19 protein-coding genes are annotated in these 17163 nt (G+C 60.1%); 14 read left to right on the forward strand and 5 right to left on the reverse strand.

The annotated features are described in order from the left end of the window. Positions 1–49: 49 nt before the first annotated feature. Together HGP31_RS05500 and HGP31_RS05505 are read right to left on the reverse strand one after the other, a co-directional pair. Positions 50–553 carry a L,D-transpeptidase family protein gene (locus tag HGP31_RS05500; protein ID WP_020795632.1) on the reverse strand — a complete coding sequence of 168 codons (504 nt, stop codon included), beginning with the start codon at positions 551–553 and terminating at the stop codon, positions 50–52. A gap of 125 nt (positions 554–678) precedes the next feature. Further along, complete coding sequence (locus tag HGP31_RS05505; RefSeq protein ID WP_020795633.1) at positions 679–1230, reverse strand: NUDIX hydrolase; 552 nt, start codon at positions 1228–1230, stop codon at positions 679–681. 147 nt (positions 1231–1377) lie between these two features. Between HGP31_RS05505 and HGP31_RS05510 the strand changes: the two genes are divergently transcribed. From HGP31_RS05510 to purT, 5 genes are all read left to right on the forward strand, one after another. Then, positions 1378–1977 (forward strand): CoA pyrophosphatase, encoded by a 600-nt coding sequence (locus HGP31_RS05510; protein WP_110755146.1) that lies wholly within the window; start codon positions 1378–1380, stop codon positions 1975–1977. A gap of 55 nt (positions 1978–2032) precedes the next feature. Further along, complete coding sequence (locus HGP31_RS05515; protein WP_168757292.1) at positions 2033–2557, forward strand: gamma carbonic anhydrase family protein; 525 nt, start codon at positions 2033–2035, stop codon at positions 2555–2557. Next, positions 2554–2769 carry a DUF1289 domain-containing protein gene (locus HGP31_RS05520; protein WP_020795636.1) on the forward strand — a complete coding sequence of 72 codons (216 nt, stop codon included), beginning with the start codon at positions 2554–2556 and terminating at the stop codon, positions 2767–2769. Before HGP31_RS05515 ends, HGP31_RS05520 begins: the two co-directional genes overlap by 4 nt. 125 nt (positions 2770–2894) lie before the next feature. Continuing rightward, positions 2895–3362, forward strand: a complete 468-nt coding sequence (locus tag HGP31_RS05525) for a preQ0 transporter (RefSeq protein ID WP_110755143.1) — start codon at positions 2895–2897, stop codon at positions 3360–3362. A 99-nt stretch (positions 3363–3461) separates the two neighbouring features. Continuing rightward, positions 3462–4643 (forward strand): formate-dependent phosphoribosylglycinamide formyltransferase, encoded by a 1182-nt coding sequence (gene purT / locus HGP31_RS05530; RefSeq protein ID WP_168757293.1) that lies wholly within the window; start codon positions 3462–3464, stop codon positions 4641–4643. 107 nt (positions 4644–4750) lie between these two features. On the opposite strand, the gene HGP31_RS05535 is transcribed toward purT, so the two are convergent. The 3 genes from HGP31_RS05535 to HGP31_RS05545 form a co-directional block, all read right to left on the reverse strand. Further along, entirely contained in the window at positions 4751–6067 is a 1317-nt protein-coding gene (locus HGP31_RS05535) for an MFS transporter (RefSeq protein WP_020795639.1), read from the reverse strand. 281 nt (positions 6068–6348) lie between these two features. Beyond that, positions 6349–7602, reverse strand: a complete 1254-nt coding sequence (locus tag HGP31_RS05540; RefSeq protein ID WP_033042711.1) for an HlyC/CorC family transporter — start codon at positions 7600–7602, stop codon at positions 6349–6351. A gap of 12 nt (positions 7603–7614) precedes the next feature. Then, entirely contained in the window at positions 7615–8427 is an 813-nt protein-coding gene (locus HGP31_RS05545; protein WP_020795641.1) for a cytochrome C assembly family protein, read from the reverse strand. Between the two features lie 195 nt (positions 8428–8622). Here HGP31_RS05545 and ffh point away from each other — a divergent pair, with 195 nt between their 5' ends. The 9 genes from ffh to thrC all read left to right on the forward strand — a co-directional run bounded on the left by ffh (position 8623) and on the right by thrC (position 17078). After that, positions 8623–9999 carry a signal recognition particle protein gene (ffh, locus tag HGP31_RS05550; RefSeq protein ID WP_020795642.1) on the forward strand — a complete coding sequence of 459 codons (1377 nt, stop codon included), beginning with the start codon at positions 8623–8625 and terminating at the stop codon, positions 9997–9999. 249 nt (positions 10000–10248) lie between these two features. After that, the gene (gene rpsP, locus HGP31_RS05555) at positions 10249–10500 is read left to right on the forward strand and encodes a 30S ribosomal protein S16 (RefSeq protein ID WP_003198088.1); all 252 of its coding nucleotides are present in this window, start codon (positions 10249–10251) and stop codon (positions 10498–10500) included. A 5-nt stretch (positions 10501–10505) separates the two neighbouring features. Then, positions 10506–11042 (forward strand): ribosome maturation factor RimM, encoded by a 537-nt coding sequence (rimM, locus tag HGP31_RS05560; RefSeq protein ID WP_020795643.1) that lies wholly within the window; start codon positions 10506–10508, stop codon positions 11040–11042. A gap of 2 nt (positions 11043–11044) precedes the next feature. Next, the gene (trmD, locus tag HGP31_RS05565) at positions 11045–11797 is read left to right on the forward strand and encodes a tRNA (guanosine(37)-N1)-methyltransferase TrmD (protein ID WP_020795644.1); all 753 of its coding nucleotides are present in this window, start codon (positions 11045–11047) and stop codon (positions 11795–11797) included. A 45-nt stretch (positions 11798–11842) separates the two neighbouring features. After that, the gene (gene rplS, locus HGP31_RS05570; protein ID WP_003175895.1) at positions 11843–12193 is read left to right on the forward strand and encodes a 50S ribosomal protein L19; all 351 of its coding nucleotides are present in this window, start codon (positions 11843–11845) and stop codon (positions 12191–12193) included. A 99-nt stretch (positions 12194–12292) separates the two neighbouring features. Next, the gene (gene xerD, locus HGP31_RS05575; protein ID WP_168757294.1) at positions 12293–13189 is read left to right on the forward strand and encodes a site-specific tyrosine recombinase XerD; all 897 of its coding nucleotides are present in this window, start codon (positions 12293–12295) and stop codon (positions 13187–13189) included. A 250-nt stretch (positions 13190–13439) separates the two neighbouring features. Continuing rightward, on the forward strand, positions 13440–14171 hold the full coding sequence (gene dsbC / locus HGP31_RS05580) for a bifunctional protein-disulfide isomerase/oxidoreductase DsbC (protein ID WP_034149004.1): 732 nt from the start codon (positions 13440–13442) through the stop codon (positions 14169–14171). A gap of 123 nt (positions 14172–14294) precedes the next feature. Beyond that, a complete protein-coding gene (locus tag HGP31_RS05585) occupies positions 14295–15599 on the forward strand; it encodes a homoserine dehydrogenase (protein ID WP_168757295.1) in 1305 nt (434 codons plus the stop codon). Positions 15600–15668: 69 nt separating this feature from the next. Next, a complete protein-coding gene (thrC, locus tag HGP31_RS05590; protein WP_168757296.1) occupies positions 15669–17078 on the forward strand; it encodes a threonine synthase in 1410 nt (469 codons plus the stop codon). Positions 17079–17163: the final 85 nt, after the last annotated feature.

Consider the following 17163-nt stretch of genomic DNA (forward strand, 5'->3'; position numbering starts at 1 on the left):
GGGCAAAACGGGCAGCGTTCCCACAGTAAGGGAACGCTCATTCGTCAAATCAAGGGCGAATCTCGATCATCGTGCCGTCCGGCACCAGGTTCCAGATTTCACGCATGTCCATGTTGCGCATGGCAATGCAACCGTCGGTCCAGTCCAGGGTGTGGAACAGGTGCTCGGGGTTTTCTTCGGTGTCCGGCGTGCCGTGGATCATGATCATGCCGCCGGGATCGACGCCTTCACGCCGTGAGCGGGCGGAATCGCTGATGTTCGGGTAGGAAATGTGCATCGCCAGGTTGAAGCGGTCGCTGACCTTGCGCCAGTCGATCCAGTAGAAACCTTCTGGTGTGCGTTTGTCGCCTTCCATCAGCTTGGGGCCCTTGGGCCGTTTACCCAGGGAAATTCGATAGGTCTTGAATGGCTTGCCGTCATTGATCAACTGCAATTGATGGGCCGACTTGAGAACCAGGATTTTCTCGATGACCTTGCCGTCCAGGGGCTCCATGGCAGTAGCCTGGGACACCGTGATGAACGACAAGCAGAACAGGGCAAGCAACCAGCGCATTGAAACGATTCCCCAAGAGGTGTCGCGACCATATATCTATTTATAGGTGTTTTTGCAGGCGCTGCCGAAGGTCCGGGCCGAGTTCGGACGATCTGTATGCGCCTGGCGATGATACCAAGATGACATCAAGTGATGACAGACTGAACCAGCGGCGGGATCGATTCGGACCGCACGGGATAGACTTCGGTTTTCCGGTCAGCGAAGAAGCATTCTAAGGTACGGCCCACCGTGCGGAAAGCCAGCTCGTCCCAAGGGATGTCGGCTTCGTCGAATAGTTGCACCTCAAGGCTCTCTATACCGGCGGCAAAATCGAGGTCCGCCAACTCGGCGCGGAAGAACACGTGCACCTGGCTGATGTGCGGCACATCGATCAGCGTATAGATGCTCAGGTTGCGCACACGGGCGCAGGCTTCCTCGGCCGTCTCGCGAATGGCCGCCTGCTCGATGGTCTCACCGTTTTCCATGAAGCCGGCGGGCAGGGTCCAATAGCCCCGGCGCGGCTCGATGGCACGACGGCACAACAGGACCTGGGTGCCCCAGGTCGCGACACAACCGGCGACGATGTTGGGGTTCTGGTAGTGAATGGCGTGACAGCTGTCGCAGACAAAACGCAGGCGTGAATCGCCCTCGGGAATGCGTTGGGTCACCGGGTTGCCGCACTGACTGCAAAATTTCATGCTTGGGTTCCTGAATGCTGCGCCTATCTTGGCGTGCGGCGGTGGCTGTCGGCAAGTTGTCGTTTCGCGACATGCCACTGTCCGGGGGGTTGGGCGACCGAAGCGATTGGTGCATGATGCAGGGTAAGGCACTGATCGAGAACACTCATGCTGGACGAGCTACTGCATCGGGTAAGTCACCACACACCGCGTACGTTGGAGACCGACCGACGTTTCCCAGAGGCCGCCGTCCTGGTGCCGATCACCCGCAGTGACGAGCCGGAACTGGTATTGACCCTGCGCGCCAGCGGGCTGTCGACCCATGGTGGCGAAGTCGCCTTTCCCGGTGGTCGACGCGACCCCGAAGACCCCGACCTGGTTTTTACCGCGCTGCGCGAAGCCGAAGAAGAAATCGGCCTGCCACCGGGCCTGGTCGAAGTGATCGGCCCGCTGAGCCCGCTGATCTCCCTGCACGGCATCAAGGTCACACCTTATGTCGGGGTGATTCCGGATTTTGTCGAGTACCGGGCCAACGATGCCGAGATCGCCGCCGTGTTCAGTGTGCCCTTGGAGTTCTTTCGCGAAGACCCGCGCGAGCACACCCATCGCATCGATTACCAGGGACGAAGTTGGTACGTGCCGAGTTATCGCTATGGTGAATTCAAGATCTGGGGCCTGACGGCGATCATGATTGTCGAGTTGATCAATCTGCTCTATGACGCGAAGATCAGCCTGCACCTACCGCCTAAAAGTTTTATCAATACCTGAAGCCATCACTCGAATGGCTTGAACACGCCGCTGCCTGAGCCTTGAGGACAACAAGATGAAATACCGCCTGGGCGACGCCCGTGTCGAGACCCATCCGCAGAGCTGGGTCGCTCCCAATGCCGTGCTGGTGGGCAAGGTCAAACTGGAAGAGGGCGCCAATGTCTGGTTCAACGCCGTGCTGCGGGGCGACAACGAGTTGATCCTGATCGGCAGGAACAGCAACGTCCAGGATGGCACCGTGATGCATACCGACATGGGGTACCCGCTGACCATCGGTATCGGCGTGACCATCGGCCATAATGCCATGCTGCACGGCTGCACCGTGGGCGACTACAGCCTGATCGGTATCAACGCGGTGATCCTCAACGGCGCGAAAATCGGCAAGAACTGCATCATCGGCGCCAATTCGCTGATCGGCGAAGGCAAGGAAATACCCGACGGTTCGCTGGTCATGGGGTCCCCTGGCAAAGTGGTGCGCGAGCTGACCGAACCGCAGAAAAAGATGCTGGAAGCCAGTGCCGCCCACTACGTGCATAACTCACAGCGGTATGCCCGCGATCTGGCTGAGCAGGAAGAATGAGCACTCCCGAACGCCCGGTTGCATCGCCTTGTGTGAATATTTGCGCACTGGACGACGATGACATTTGCACGGGCTGTCAGCGCACGGTAGAGGAAATCACCCGCTGGAGCCGCATGAGCAACGACGAGCGCCGCACGGTGTTGGGGTTGTGCCATGAGCGGGCCAAGGCCAGTGGGTTGGTGTGGATGATCGGCAAGACACCCGGCCGATAAGATCAAAAAATCGCAGCCTGCGGCAGCTCCTACATTTGATCCCCTGTAGGAGCTGCCGCAGGCTGCGATCTTTTGATTTGGCGTTTGGTTGAAGTACCCTGTGCGCCAAATTGACAGGTGCCTCCATGTTCTTCCTGATCGCCTATATCAGCAGCGTCGTGCTGATCAACTACGCCTTTTCCACCGCCCCGCACCTGGACATCATCTGGTCGGCCTGGGGCGGCCTGGTGTTCGTGTTGCGCGACATGGTGCAAATCCGCTTCGGTCACGGCGCAATCGCGGCGATGCTGGCGGCGCTGGTGTTGTCCTACATCACCTCCGATCCCTCCATTGCCCTGGCCAGCGCCACGGCATTTGCCGTGTCGGAGTGCATTGACTGGCTGGTGTTCAGCATCACCCGGCGCCCGTTGCACGACCGGCTGTGGATAAGTTCAGCCCTGAGCATTCCGCTCGATACGTTTATTTTCTTCGGCATGATCGACGCTCTGACTCCGGGCGTGATTCTCACCGCGCTGGGGTCCAAGTTCGCCGGCGTTACGGCGGTATGGCTGATCATGGCCTGGCGCTTGCGCAAGCAGGCGCTCGTCAGCTGAAGCCAAACCCTGCGGTTCATGTAAAATGCCGCGCTTTCTCCCCATGGGAAGCGCGCCAGGCGCCGCATCCCTCGATGATCCGCTTCTTGAGGACTTGAGATGACCCGTATCGGAACTCCATTGTCGCCCACCGCGACCCGCGTATTGATGTGTGGCTGTGGCGAACTGGGCAAGGAAGTGGTGATCGAGCTGCAGCGCCTGGGCGTTGAAGTGATTGCCGTGGATCGCTACGCCAATGCGCCGGCCATGCAGGTGGCGCATCGCAGCCACGTGATCAACATGCTCGATGGCGCGGCACTGCGCGCGGTCATCGAAGCCGAGCAGCCGCACTTCATCGTGCCGGAAATCGAAGCCATTGCCACCGCGACCCTGGTGGAGCTGGAGTCCGAAGGCTTCACCGTGATCCCCACTGCGCGGGCTGCACAGCTGACCATGAACCGCGAAGGCATCCGTCGCCTGGCCGCCGAAGACCTGGACCTGCCGACCTCGCCTTACCACTTCGCCGACACCTTCGAGGATTACAGCAAGGCCGTCGAGGATCTCGGTTTCCCGTGCGTGGTCAAGCCGGTCATGAGCTCGTCGGGCAAGGGCCAGAGCCTGCTGCGCAGCGTCGATGACGTGAAGACAGCGTGGGATTACGCACAGGAAGGCGGACGTGCCGGTAAAGGCCGGGTGATCATCGAAGGTTTCATCGATTTCGATTATGAGATTACCTTGCTGACCGTGCGTCACGTCGGCGGCACTACCTTTTGCGCGCCGGTCGGGCATCGCCAGGAGAAGGGCGATTACCAGGAAAGCTGGCAGCCTCAAGCCATGAGTCCAGTGGCGCTGGCGGAATCCGAGCGCGTGGCCAAGGCGGTGACCGAGGCATTGGGTGGTCGTGGCCTGTTTGGCGTCGAGCTGTTCATCAAGGGTGATCAGGTGTGGTTCAGCGAAGTATCGCCGCGTCCGCACGACACTGGTCTGGTGACGTTGATTTCACAGGACCTGTCGCAATTCGCCCTGCATGCACGGGCGATCCTGGGGCTGCCGATTCCGCTGATCCGTCAGTTCGGCCCATCGGCTTCGTCGGTGATCCTGGTGGAAGGGCAGTCGACCCAGACCGCGTTTGCCAACCTGGGTGCAGCGTTGAGCGAGCCGGATACGGCATTGCGTCTGTTTGGCAAGCCTGAAGTGAATGGCCAGCGCCGGATGGGTGTGACGCTGGCGCGGGATGAGTCGATCGAGGCGGCTCGTGCCAAGGCGACCCGCGCATCCCAGGCTGTTGTTGTAGAGCTGTAACCGCGGCGCGGCATTCGCGAGCAGGCTCGCTCCCACATTGGATCGGTGTACACCAGAACCATGTGGGAGCGAGCCTGCTCGCGAAGCTTCTGATCGTTCCTACGCTCTTATGAGACTCGATTCAGGTCGTTATTGCGTGTTTCCTTCAGGCACAGCACAGCAATCAAACTCAGCACCGCCGCCCCCGACACATACCCGCCGACGTAACTCAGTCCGCCCATTGCCACCAGTTTCTGCGCAAAGAACGGTGCCGCCGAAGCGCCGACGATCCCGCCCAGGTTGTACGCTGCCGAGGCGCCGGTGTATCGCACGTGGGTCGGGAACAGCTCTGGCAGCAGCGCGCCCATCGGCGCGAAGGTCACACCCATCAGAAACAGTTCGATGCACAGGAACAGCGCCACGCTCCAGGTCGAACCTTGCGTCAGCAGCGGTTCCATCAGGAAGCCCGACAGGATTGCCAACACGCCGCCGATGATCAGCACGGGTTTGCGTCCGAAACGGTCGCTGGCCAAGGCTGAGAGCGGCGTGGCCGCGGCCATGAACAGCACCGCGAAGCACAGCAGGCCGAGGAAGGTTTCGCGACTGTAGCCGAGCGTCGCCACACCGTAACTCAACGAGAAAACGGTCGAGATGTAGAACAGCGCATAGCACACCACCATCGAACCGGCCCCCAGCAATACCGGTACCCAGTATTGGCTGAACAGTTCCACCAGCGGGATCTTCACCCGTTCCTGGCGCGCCATGGCGTTGGCGAACACCGGTGTTTCGTGGAGTTTGAGGCGCACATACAAACCGACCATCACCAGCGCCGCGCTGAGCAGGAAAGGAATCCGCCAGCCCCAGGAGCGGAACTGTTGATCATCCAGCGTCATGGCCAAGGTCAGGAACAGGCCGTTGGCCGCGAGGAAGCCGATGGAGGGGCCCAATTGAGGGAACATGCCGAACCAGGCGCGCTTGCCCTTAGGGGCATTTTCCGTGGCGAGCAAGGCGGCACCGCCCCATTCGCCGCCCAGTCCCAGGCCCTGGCCGAAGCGCAGCACGCACAGCAGGATTGGTGCCCAGGCCCCAATGCTGTCGTAACCCGGGAGCACGCCGATCAGCGTGGTGCACACACCCATCAACAATAGGGACGCGACCAAGGTCGATTTGCGGCCGATGCGATCGCCAAAGTGCCCGAACAGCGCTGAACCCAGTGGTCGTGCCAGGAATGCGATGCCGAATGTGAGGAAGGCCGAGAGCATCTGGGCCGTGCCGGAGGTCTGCGGAAAGAACACCGGGCCAATCACCAGCGCGGCTGCGGTGGCATATACGTAGAAGTCGTAGAACTCGATGGCCGTGCCGATGAAGCTCGCGGTGGCCACGCGGGTAGCGGAGTTCACCGGTTGTGCGGGTGTGGCGTCGTTGTAGGTCGTGCTGGTTGTCATGCGGTAATCCCTGACTGTCATGTGCCCCAGTGGAGCGAATTATTATGGTCGATTACCCAGGGATGTGGGTGCAGGCGCGAGTCGCCGTTCCAGGTGGGAGCAGGCGTCGGTTTGTAGCGGGCGTGTCTGATGGTCAGGCCGGAACTTGCGGTGTGCAGGGTAAGCACGGGACGGCGAGGCTCGGGTAAGCCGCTCGATTATAGGAAGGTGGCTAACGATTCAACAAGTGCAAAAAAGATCGTCCGAACGCGGCCCGAGCCTTCGGACGATCTTTTACCGGTCTATTGGACTGATGCAACTGCCGGTACAGAACTGTTGTGCCAGATCAGCACCCGCGTGACACGGTTATCCTCGGTCTCGAGAATTTCCAGTCGATAGCGGCCGATTTTCAGGCATACCGGGCAGTCCGGGATGGTTTCCAGCGCTTCGGTCACCAGGCCGTTCAGGGTTTTCGGGCCGTCGCTGGGCAGGTGCCAGCCGAGGCTCTTGTTCAGGTCGCGGATCGAGGCGGCACCGTCGATCACCAGGCGGCCATCGGCCTGTGGATGGATGTGCGGGTTGTCCTGGCTTTGCTGGCTTTCGAATTCACCGACGATTTCTTCGAGAATATCTTCGAGGGTGACGATACCCAGGACTTCGCCGTATTCGTCGACCACCATGCCCAAACGCCGCTGTTGCTTGTGGAAGTTCAGCAGTTGCAATTGCAGCGGGGTGCTTTCAGGGACGAAATAGGGTTCGCGACAGGCCGCCAGCAAGGCTTCCAGGGTCAGGCTGCCGTCGGGAAGCAAATGGCCGATTTGCCGGGTATTGAGCACCGCTTCCACTTGGTTGATGTCGCTGTGGAACACCGGCAGGCGGGTACGCTGGTTATGGCGCAGTTGCTCGATGATCTCTTCGATCGGGTCGTCGAGGTTGATCCCGTCGACCTCGCTGCGCGGTACCAGGATGTCGTTGACCGTGATGTTATCCAGTGCATGGATGCCCGGCAGCGCGTGCGTGCGGCTGACAGCATGCTCTTGATGGCCGTGAGGGTCGTGCCGCAGCGGTATGGGCTCGTCTTCGCTCTGTTGCACGACATTGGCTTTGCGAGCGAACGGGCGCAACAGAAACTGGCTGATGGCGTTGAGCAGCCAAGCTGCCGGATATACAAGCTTCAGGGGGATGGCCAGCAAGTTGTTGCCCAGGGCCAGGATCGCATCCGGATGACGGGTGGCGAGGGCTCGCGGCAGGTAGTCGGCCAGGATCAAGAGAAGGGCACCGGCGCCTGCACATGCCAGCCACGGGCCGTTTTCAGCCCAGGTGAAAATCGCCAGCAAGGTACAGATGACCATTACCAGGGCGCGGCACAGGGTATTGCAGAAAATCAGGCTGACGAGGGGGAAGCTCAACCTGGCCAGCGGTTTGTCGCTGGCGCGCGAGGCATTGCGCTGGGCCAGCAAGTGCTGCTGCGCGGCTTCTATGGCAGTAAACAGGCCCGACCACAATATCAGCAAGGCCACTACTGCAAGCATCGGCCCTATGGGCAAGTCGTCCATTATTGCCGCCCGTCAGATGTGCAGGATGTATTCACGAACCAGCTTGCTGCCGAAATACGCCAGCATCAACAGGCAGAAACCGGCCAGGGTCCAGCGGATGGCCTTGTGACCTCGCCAGCCAAGGCGGTTACGGCCCCAGAGCAGCACGCTGAAGACGATCCAGGCCAGGCAGGCCAGCAAGGTCTTGTGCACCAGGTGCTGGGCGAACAGGTTGTCGACAAACAGCCAGCCGGAGATCAGCGACAGCGACAACAGTGTCCAGCCGGCCCAAAGGAAGCCGAACAGCAGGCTTTCCATGGTTTGCAGCGGCGGGAAGTTCTTGATCAGCCCGGACGGGTGCTTGTGCTTGAGTTGATGATCCTGGAGCAGCAGCAGTAGCGACTGGAACACTGCAATGGTGAACATGCCATAGGCGAGGATAGACAACAGGATGTGGGCGAGAATGCCTGGCTCCTCGTCGATGATTTGCACAGTACCGGCGGGGGCGAACTGCGCCAGCAGCACGGTCAATGCACCCAGGGGGAACAGCAGCAACAGCAGGTTTTCCACCGGAATCCGTGAGCAGGCCAGCAGCGTCAGGGCGATGACCGCGACGGCAATCAGGCTGGCGGCGCTGAAAAAATCCAGGCCCAGGCCAATCGGGGTCAGCAGGTGGGTCACCAGGCTGGCGCTGTGGGCCAGCACCGCAAGCACGCCGAGCGTAACCAGCAGGCGCTTGTTGGCCTTGGCTCCGGTGGCCAGGCGAGTGCCTTGATAGAAGGTCGCAGCGGCGTATAGGCAGGCGGCGGCGAGGGTAGCAAGCAAACTGGGTGACAAGGGGAGCATAAGTCCTGTTAGGCAAGCCCGAAAGGCGCTGAGTTTGGCATAGAACCCACGCGACACGAAAGTGCGAGGTGTCCGCCAGACGCAGTCTTCGCTATAATCCGCGACCTGCCCACGCCGCAGGCTCGCCGAGCACACGTTTAGTCCGGTCTGGGCCGCCATTATCCCGGTCTACACAGGGCCTGAAAGGATCGCGCAATGTTTGAAAACTTAACCGACCGTCTCTCGCAGACGCTGCGCCATGTCACCGGCAAGGCCAAGCTGACCGAAGACAACATCAAAGACACCCTGCGCGAAGTGCGCATGGCGTTGCTCGAAGCCGACGTCGCCCTGCCGGTGGTCAAGGACTTCGTCAATTCGGTCAAGGAACGCGCTGTCGGCACCGAGGTGTCGCGCAGCCTTACGCCGGGCCAGGCCTTCGTGAAGATCGTCCAGGCCGAGCTCGAAAGCCTGATGGGCGCGGCCAACGAAGACCTGAACCTGAGCGCCGTGCCGCCAGCGGTCATCCTGATGGCCGGTTTGCAAGGTGCTGGTAAAACCACCACCGCCGGCAAACTTGCGCGCTTCCTTAAAGAGCGCAAGAAAAAGTCGGTCATGGTTGTGTCCGCGGACGTTTATCGCCCAGCGGCGATCAAGCAGCTGGAAATGCTCGCGGGTGAAGTTGGCGTTACCTTCTTCCCGTCCGACCTGAGCCAGAAGCCGGTCGCGATCGCGCAAGCGGCTATCAAGGAAGCAAAACTCAAATTCATCGACGTGGTCATCGTCGATACCGCCGGTCGCCTGCACATCGATGAAGAGATGATGGGCGAGATCAAGGCGTTGCACGCCGCGATCAATCCGGTCGAAACATTGTTCGTGGTCGATGCCATGACCGGCCAGGACGCCGCCAACACGGCCAAGGCCTTCGGCGATGCGCTGCCATTGACCGGCGTGATCCTGACCAAGGTAGACGGCGACGCCCGTGGCGGTGCCGCCCTGTCGGTGCGTGCCATCACCGGCAAGCCGATCAAGTTCATCGGTATGGGCGAGAAGAGCGAAGCGCTCGACCCGTTCCACCCAGAGCGTATTGCCTCGCGCATCCTCGGCATGGGCGACGTGCTCAGCCTCATCGAGCAGGCGGAAGCGACCCTCGACAAGGACAAGGCCGACAAGCTGGCCAAGAAGCTGAAGAAGGGCAAGGGCTTCGACCTCGAAGACTTCCGTGACCAGCTGCAACAGATGAAGAACATGGGCGGCCTCGGCGGCCTCATGGACAAACTGCCGAACATGGGCGGTGTGAACCTGGCGCAGATGGGCAATGCCCAGAGCGCGGCAGAGAAACAGTTCAAGCAAATGGAAGCCATCATCAACTCCATGACCCCGGCCGAGCGCCGTGACCCTGAGCTGATCAGTGGTTCGCGCAAGCGTCGTATCGCCATGGGTTCCGGCACCCAGGTGCAGGACATCGGTCGCTTGATCAAGCAGCACAAGCAGATGCAGAAGATGATGAAGAAATTCACCGCGAAAGGCGGAATGGCCAAGATGATGCGCGGCATGGGCGGTATGTTGCCCGGCGGCGGCATGCCAAAAATGTAAAGAATTCGCGCAAGGGCTTGCTCTTGCGCAGCCCACACGGACGTGGGATTCACAGCAAACCCGCACTTGGCGGGAGCTGACCGGCCGTTTTTACCGACGGCTCTATAGCAAATCTTGATGGCGGCCGAAAGGCAGTCGGAAAAAGTCATTTGCAAAAGTCCGGATATTCCTTAGAATATGCGGCCTTTCGGGCACCCATGCCCGCTGTGCCTTTAGATTTGCAGCACCGACTACAGGAACGATGTTCACATGCTAACAATCCGTCTTGCCCTTGGCGGCTCCAAAAAGCGCCCGTTTTACCACTTGACCGTAACCGACAGCCGCAACCCGCGCGACGGTTCGCACAAGGAACAGGTTGGTTTCTTCAACCCTGTTGCTCGTGGTCAAGAAGTTCGTCTGTCCGTGAACCAAGAGCGCGTAGCCTACTGGCTGAGCGTTGGTGCACAACCTTCTGAGCGCGTTGCTCAGTTGTTGAAGGAATCTGCTAAGGCTGCGGCCTGAGCAATATGAACGCGACGCCAGCTGCTGCTGATGATTTGATCGTTATCGGCAAGATTTACTCGGTTCACGGCGTTCGCGGCGAAGTGAAGGTGTATTCCTTTACTGATCCGATTAAGAACCTGCTGGATTACAAAACCTGGACGCTTAAGCGTGACGGCAATGTAAAGCAGGTAGAGCTGGTCAGCGGACGCGGGAACGACAAGTTCCTGGTCGCAAAGCTCAAGGGTCTTGATGATCGTGAAGAAGCGCGTCTTCTGGCCGGTTATGAGATCTGCGTGCCGCGCAACCTGTTCCCTGAACTGACCGACGGCGAGTACTACTGGTACCAGCTGGAAGGTCTGAAGGTCATCGATACTCACGGGCAACTGTTCGGGAAAATCGATCATCTTCTGGAAACCGGCGCCAATGATGTAATGGTGGTCAAGCCTTGCGCTGGCAGCCTGGATGATCGCGAACGCCTGTTGCCCTATACCGAGCAATGCGTGTTGGCCGTCGATCTGGCCGCGGGTGAGATGAAGGTGGATTGGGATGCGGATTTCTAAGCGTGGCTAACTTGCGCGTAGAAGTGATCAGTTTGTTTCCCGAGATGTTCTCCGCCATCAGCGAGTACGGCATCACCAGTCGGGCGGTGAAACAGGGGCTGTTGCAGCTCACCTGTTGGAACCCGCGAGACTACACGACGGATCGACATCACACTGTGGATGATCGCCCTTTTGGCGGTGGTCCGGGCATGGTGATGAAGATCAAGCCCCTGGAAGATGCTCTGGTCGAGGCCAAGGCAGTCGCCGGGGAGGGAGCGAAGGTGATTTACCTGTCCCCCCAAGGCCGTCAACTGACTCAGTCGGCGGTACGCGAGTTGGCGAATCTGGATGCACTGATCCTGATTGCCGGTCGTTATGAAGGCATTGACGAGCGTTTTATTGATGCTCATGTCGATGAAGAGTGGTCGATTGGCGACTATGTACTGTCTGGCGGCGAGCTGCCGGCGATGGTCCTGATCGATGCGGTTACACGACTGCTGCCTGGAGCTTTAGGGCATGCGGACTCCGCCGAGGAAGATTCCTTTACGGATGGTTTGCTGGATTGCCCGCACTACACCCGACCGGAGGTGTATGCGGATCAGCGTGTTCCCGACGTATTGCTAAGTGGCAATCACGCGCACATCCGGCGTTGGCGTTTACAGCAGTCCCTTGGTCGGACCTATGAACGACGCGCCGATCTTCTGGAAAGCCGCTCGCTTTCTGGAGAAGAGAAGAAGCTGCTCGAGGAATACATCCGCGAGCGGGACGATAGTTAACAACGTATCGATGGTAGATCCGACGATTTACCTTAGGAGCACAGCATGACTAACAAAATCATCCTTGCACTCGAAGCAGAGCAGATGACCAAAGAGATCCCTACCTTTGCCCCGGGCGACACCATTGTCGTTCAGGTGAAAGTGAAGGAAGGCGACCGTTCGCGTCTGCAAGCGTTCGAAGGCGTTGTAATCGCCAAGCGTAACCGCGGCGTTAACAGTGCATTCACCGTGCGTAAGATCTCCAACGGTGTTGGCGTAGAGCGTACTTTCCAGACCTACTCCCCGCAAATCGACAGCATGGCTGTCAAGCGTCGCGGTGACGTACGTAAAGCCAAGCTGTACTACCTGCGTGACCTGTCGGGTAAAGCAGCTCGCATCAAGGAAAAACTGGCTTAAGTCCAGCTTCCGATGCAGAAAAAAGCAGCCTACGGGCTGCTTTTTTGTTGCCTGCGATTTATCTTCTTTGACCGTGTTGCCGGTCCCGCCTGAGCCTTTATGCCCGCCATCGATCACCCCTTGATAGACCAATTCCTCGACGCTCTCTGGCTGGAAAAAGGCCTGTCCGACAACACCCGCGACGCCTATCGCAGCGACCTGGCACTGTTCAACGGCTGGCTGCAGGAAAAGGGCCTGGAGCTGCTCAACGCCGGACGCGAATTGATCCTTGATCACCTGGCCTGGCGCCTGGAGCAAAACTATAAACCCCGTTCTACGGCAAGATTTCTCTCTGGTGTGCGTGGCTTTTATCGTTACCTGCTGCGGGAAAAGCTGATCGCGGTCGATCCGACATTGCGCATCGATATGCCCCAGCTGGGTCGGCCATTGCCCAAATCCTTGTCGGAAGCTGACGTGGAAGCGCTGCTGAAGGCGCCGGACCTGAGCGAGGCCATCGGCCAGCGCGACCGCGCCATGCTCGAAGTGCTCTATGCCTGTGGCCTGCGAGTGACAGAGCTGATCAGCCTGACGCTGGAGCAGGTCAACCTGCGCCAGGGCGTGTTGCGGGTGATGGGCAAGGGCAGCAAGGAGCGGCTGGTGCCGATGGGCGAGGAGGCGATTGTCTGGGTCGAACGATATCTGCGCGATGGTCGTGGTGAGTTGCTCGGCGGGCGGCCCAGCGATGTGTTGTTCCCCAGCCAGCGCGGCGAGCAGATGACCCGCCAGACGTTCTGGCACCGGATCAAGCACCAGGCCAAGGTAGCCGGGATCGGCAAGTCGCTGTCGCCGCACACCTTGCGCCATGCGTTCGCCACGCACTTGCTCAATCACGGTGCGGACCTGCGGGTGGTGCAGATGCTGCTCGGCCACAGCGACCTGTCGACCACGCAGATCTATACCCACGTCGCCCGGGCGCGGTTGCAGGACCTGCACGCCAAACACCATCCTCGAGGCTAATGTTGTCCCCTGTGGGAGCGAGCCTGCTCGCGAATGCGGTGGACCAGCTGCACCATCTTTGGCTGCCACACTGCTTTCGCGAGCAGGCTCGCTCCCACAGAAAAACGGTCTGCGATGCCTTGTATCACCGGGAGTCGGCCACACGAGCCTTATGTGGTAGGCTTTGCCGGTTTGCACGATGGGCGTTTATGACCCGGTGTTTCGGCACGGGCGTTCCGAGCGTCTCATTTGTCCGCCTTCAGGAGTTCTCATGCGTCTGACCCAGATTTTCGCCGCCGCCGCCATTGCGTTGGTCAGCACCTTTGCCGTCGCCGATGACGCGGCCGATAAAGCCATTCGTAAAAGCCTGGAAAACCTCCAGCTCGAAGTTCCGGTAGAAAGTATCTCCGCCAGCCCGCTGCCGGGCCTGTATGAAGTCAAGCTCCAGGGCAGCCGTGTGCTGTACGCCAGTGCCGACGGCCAGTACGTCGTCCAGGGCTACATGTTCCAGCTCAAGGACGGCAAGCCGGTCAACCTGACCGAGAAGACCGAACGCCTGGGCGTTTCCAAGCTGGTCAACGCAATCCCTGTCGCGGAAACCGTGGTGTACCCGGCCATTGGTGAAACCAAGTCGCACATCACCGTGTTCACCGACACCACCTGCCCGTACTGCCATAAACTGCACGCCGAAGTGCCTGAACTGAACAAGCGCGGCATCGAAGTGCGCTATGTTGCGTTTCCGCGCCAGGGCCTGGGTTCGCCGGGTGACGAGCAGTTGCAGGCGGTCTGGTGCTCCAAAGACAAGAAAGCGGCCATGGACAAGATGGTCGACGGCAAGGAAATCAAGGCCGCCAAGTGCGATAACCCGGTGTCCAAGCAGTTCGCCCTCGGCCAGTCGATTGGTGTGAACGGCACACCGGCCATCGTTTTGGCGGACGGTCAGGTCATTCCGGGCTACCAGCCAGCGCCACAAGTCGCCAAACTGGCGCTGGGCGCCAAGTAATTCGAGTCAGCCTTTGACGCGTGTGGTCCGACGGCAGCTCAGTCGGGCCATCAATAGTGAGCCGCGAGCATGCGGCTGTTTTCACGGCCGGCCTCGAGTCGGCCGTTTTATGGGGAGTTCACAGTGAAACCGGTCAAAGTAGGCATCTGTGGGTTAGGGACCGTCGGTGGCGGTACCTTCAACGTACTTCAGCGCAACGCCGAGGAAATTGCTCGTCGTGCCGGGCGTGGAATCGAAGTGGCACAAATTGCCACGCGCACGCCAAAGCCTCAGTTCCAAACGACCGGTATTGCGATTACCACCGATGTCTTCGAAGTGGCCACGAACCCTGAGATCGACATCGTCATAGAGCTGATGGGCGGCTACACCGTTGCCCGCGAGCTGGTACTCAAGGCCATCGAGAATGGCAAGCATGTGGTCACCGCGAACAAGGCGCTTATCGCCGTTCACGGTAATGAAATTTTCGCCAAGGCACGCGAGAAGGGCGTGATCGTTGCGTTCGAAGCAGCCGTGGCTGGTGGCATCCCGGTGATCAAGGCGATCCGTGAAGGCCTGTCCGCCAACCGCATCAACTGGGTGGCTGGCATCATCAACGGCACCGGCAACTTCATTCTCACCGAGATGCGCGAGAAAGGCCGTACCTTCGAAGACGTGTTGGCCGAAGCGCAAGCCCTGGGCTACGCCGAAGCCGACCCGACCTTCGACGTCGAAGGCATCGATGCGGCGCACAAGCTGACGATCCTGGCGTCCATTGCCTTCGGCATCCCGTTGCAGTTCGACAAGGCCTACACCGAAGGCATCACCAAGCTGACCACCGCTGACGTGAACTACGCCGAAGCGTTGGGCTACCGCATCAAGCACCTGGGCGTGGCGCGCAGCACCGCGGCCGGTATCGAGCTGCGCGTGCACCCGACGCTGATCCCGGCCGATCGCCTGATCGCCAACGTCAACGGCGTGATGAACGCGGTGATGGTCAACGGCGACGCCGCCGGTTCGACCCTGTTCTACGGTGCGGGTGCTGGCATGGAACCGACCGCTTCGTCGGTGATTGCCGACCTGGTGGACGTGGTTCGCGCCATGACCTCGGACCCGGAAAACCGCGTACCGCACCTGGCCTTCCAGCCGGATTCGCTGTCGGCGCACCCGATCCTGCCAATCGATGCCTGCGAAAGCGCGTACTACCTGCGGATCCAGGCCAAGGATCATCCGGGCGTCCTCGCCCAGGTTGGCAGCATCCTGTCCGAGCGTGGCATCAACATCGAATCGATCATGCAGAAGGAAGCCGAGGAGCACGATGGCCTGGTACCGATGATCCTGCTGACCCACCGTGTGGTGGAACAGCGTATCAACGACGCCATCAAGGCACTGGAAGCGCTCCAGGGCGTGGTTGGCCCGGTCGTGCGGATTCGCGTCGAGCACCTGAACTAAGCCGTTATCGATTACCGGGCGCCGTGACCGGCGCCCGGCATTGCGAACACTGTCCCAATGGAGTCAGTCATGCGTTACATCAGTACCCGCGGCCAGGCACCGGCCCTGAATTTCGAAGACGTCCTGCTGGCAGGCCTTGCCACCGACGGCGGTCTGTACGTCCCGGAAAACCTGCCACGTTTCACCCAGGAAGAAATCGCTTCCTGGGCCGGCCTGCCGTATCACGAGCTGGCCTTCCGCGTTATGCGTCCGTTCGTCACCGGCAGCATCCCGGATGCCGATTTCAAAAAGATCCTTGAAGAAACCTACGGTGTGTTTGCCCACAGCGCCGTCGCGCCGCTGCGTCAGCTGAACGGCAACGAATGGGTGCTGGAGCTGTTCCATGGCCCGACCCTGGCGTTCAAGGACTTCGCCCTGCAACTGCTCGGTCGCCTGCTCGACTACGTGCTGGAAAAACGCGGCGAGCGCGTGGTGATCGTTGGCGCCACTTCCGGCGATACCGGCTCGGCGGCCATCGAAGGTTGCAAGCACTGCGAAAACGTCGACATCTTCATCCTGCACCCACACAACCGTGTGTCCGAAGTGCAGCGTCGGCAGATGACGACCATTTTCGGCGAGAACATCCACAACATCGCCATCGAAGGCAACTTCGATGACTGCCAGGAAATGGTCAAGGCGAGCTTCGCCGACCAGCGCTTCCTCAAGGGCACGCGCCTGGTGGCGGTAAACTCGATCAACTGGGCGCGGATCATGGCCCAGATCGTCTACTACTTCCACGCAGCCCTGCAACTGGGCGGTCCGGCGCGCTCGGTGGCGTTCTCGGTGCCGACCGGTAACTTCGGCGACATCTTCGCCGGTTACCTGGCACGCAACATGGGCCTGCCAATCAACCAGTTGATCGTCGCCACCAACCGCAACGACATCCTGCACCGCTTCATGAGCGGCAACCAGTACGTCAAGGAAACCCTGCACGCGACCCTGTCGCCGTCGATGGACATCATGGTGTCCTCGAACTTCGAACGCCTACTGTTCGACCTGCACGGTCGCAATGGCGCGGCGATTGCCGGGCTGATGGACAGCTTCAAGCAGGGCGGCGGTTTCAGCGTCGAGCAGGAGCGCTGGACTGAAGCGCGCAAACTGTTCGACTCACTGGCCGTTGACGATGAGCAAACCTGCGAAACCATCGCCGAGGTCTTTGAACAGACCGGTGAAGTGCTGGACCCGCACACCGCGATTGGCGTCAAGGCCGCCCGCGAATGCCGTCGCAGCCTGGATATCCCGATGGTGATCCTGGGCACGGCCCATCCGGTCAAATTCCCGGACGCCGTGGAGAAAGCCGGTGTAGGAAAAGCCCTCGAGCTGCCTGCACATCTTTCTGATTTGTTTGAAAGAGACGAGCGCTGCACCGTATTGCCGAATGACCTGAAGGCCGTGCAGGCCTTTGTCAGCCAGCACGGTAACCGCGGTAAGCCTTTGTAACGGGCAAACCCTGTCACACAACAAAGCCCGTCTACTGACGGGCTTTGTTGTTTTTGCATGCCACACTTGCCAACAGGATTCGTCC

The sequence above is a fragment of the Pseudomonas umsongensis genome, from assembly GCF_012647205.1.
Taxonomy (GTDB): Bacteria; Pseudomonadota; Gammaproteobacteria; order Pseudomonadales; family Pseudomonadaceae; genus Aquipseudomonas; species Aquipseudomonas umsongensis.

What these genes read in the sequence shown, in the direction of transcription:
- HGP31_RS05500 (WP_020795632.1), bottom strand. Translation starts at nt 553, where the DNA reads ATGCGCTGGTTGCTTGCCCTGTTCTGCTTGTCGTTCATCACGGTGTCC.
- HGP31_RS05505 (WP_020795633.1), bottom strand. Translation starts at nt 1,230, where the DNA reads ATGAAATTTTGCAGTCAGTGCGGCAACCCGGTGACCCAACGCATTCCC.
- HGP31_RS05510 (WP_110755146.1), top strand. Translation starts at nt 1,378, where the DNA reads ATGCTGGACGAGCTACTGCATCGGGTAAGTCACCACACACCGCGTACG.
- HGP31_RS05515 (WP_168757292.1), top strand. Translation starts at nt 2,033, where the DNA reads ATGAAATACCGCCTGGGCGACGCCCGTGTCGAGACCCATCCGCAGAGC.
- HGP31_RS05520 (WP_020795636.1), top strand. Translation starts at nt 2,554, where the DNA reads ATGAGCACTCCCGAACGCCCGGTTGCATCGCCTTGTGTGAATATTTGC.
- HGP31_RS05525 (WP_110755143.1), top strand. Translation starts at nt 2,895, where the DNA reads ATGTTCTTCCTGATCGCCTATATCAGCAGCGTCGTGCTGATCAACTAC.
- purT (WP_168757293.1), top strand. Translation starts at nt 3,462, where the DNA reads ATGACCCGTATCGGAACTCCATTGTCGCCCACCGCGACCCGCGTATTG.
- HGP31_RS05535 (WP_020795639.1), bottom strand. Translation starts at nt 6,067, where the DNA reads ATGACAACCAGCACGACCTACAACGACGCCACACCCGCACAACCGGTG.
- HGP31_RS05540 (WP_033042711.1), bottom strand. Translation starts at nt 7,602, where the DNA reads ATGGACGACTTGCCCATAGGGCCGATGCTTGCAGTAGTGGCCTTGCTG.
- HGP31_RS05545 (WP_020795641.1), bottom strand. Translation starts at nt 8,427, where the DNA reads ATGCTCCCCTTGTCACCCAGTTTGCTTGCTACCCTCGCCGCCGCCTGC.
- ffh (WP_020795642.1), top strand. Translation starts at nt 8,623, where the DNA reads ATGTTTGAAAACTTAACCGACCGTCTCTCGCAGACGCTGCGCCATGTC.
- rpsP (WP_003198088.1), top strand. Translation starts at nt 10,249, where the DNA reads ATGCTAACAATCCGTCTTGCCCTTGGCGGCTCCAAAAAGCGCCCGTTT.
- rimM (WP_020795643.1), top strand. Translation starts at nt 10,506, where the DNA reads ATGAACGCGACGCCAGCTGCTGCTGATGATTTGATCGTTATCGGCAAG.
- rplS (WP_003175895.1), top strand. Translation starts at nt 11,843, where the DNA reads ATGACTAACAAAATCATCCTTGCACTCGAAGCAGAGCAGATGACCAAA.
- xerD (WP_168757294.1), top strand. Translation starts at nt 12,293, where the DNA reads ATGCCCGCCATCGATCACCCCTTGATAGACCAATTCCTCGACGCTCTC.
- dsbC (WP_034149004.1), top strand. Translation starts at nt 13,440, where the DNA reads ATGCGTCTGACCCAGATTTTCGCCGCCGCCGCCATTGCGTTGGTCAGC.
- thrC (WP_168757296.1), top strand. Translation starts at nt 15,669, where the DNA reads ATGCGTTACATCAGTACCCGCGGCCAGGCACCGGCCCTGAATTTCGAA.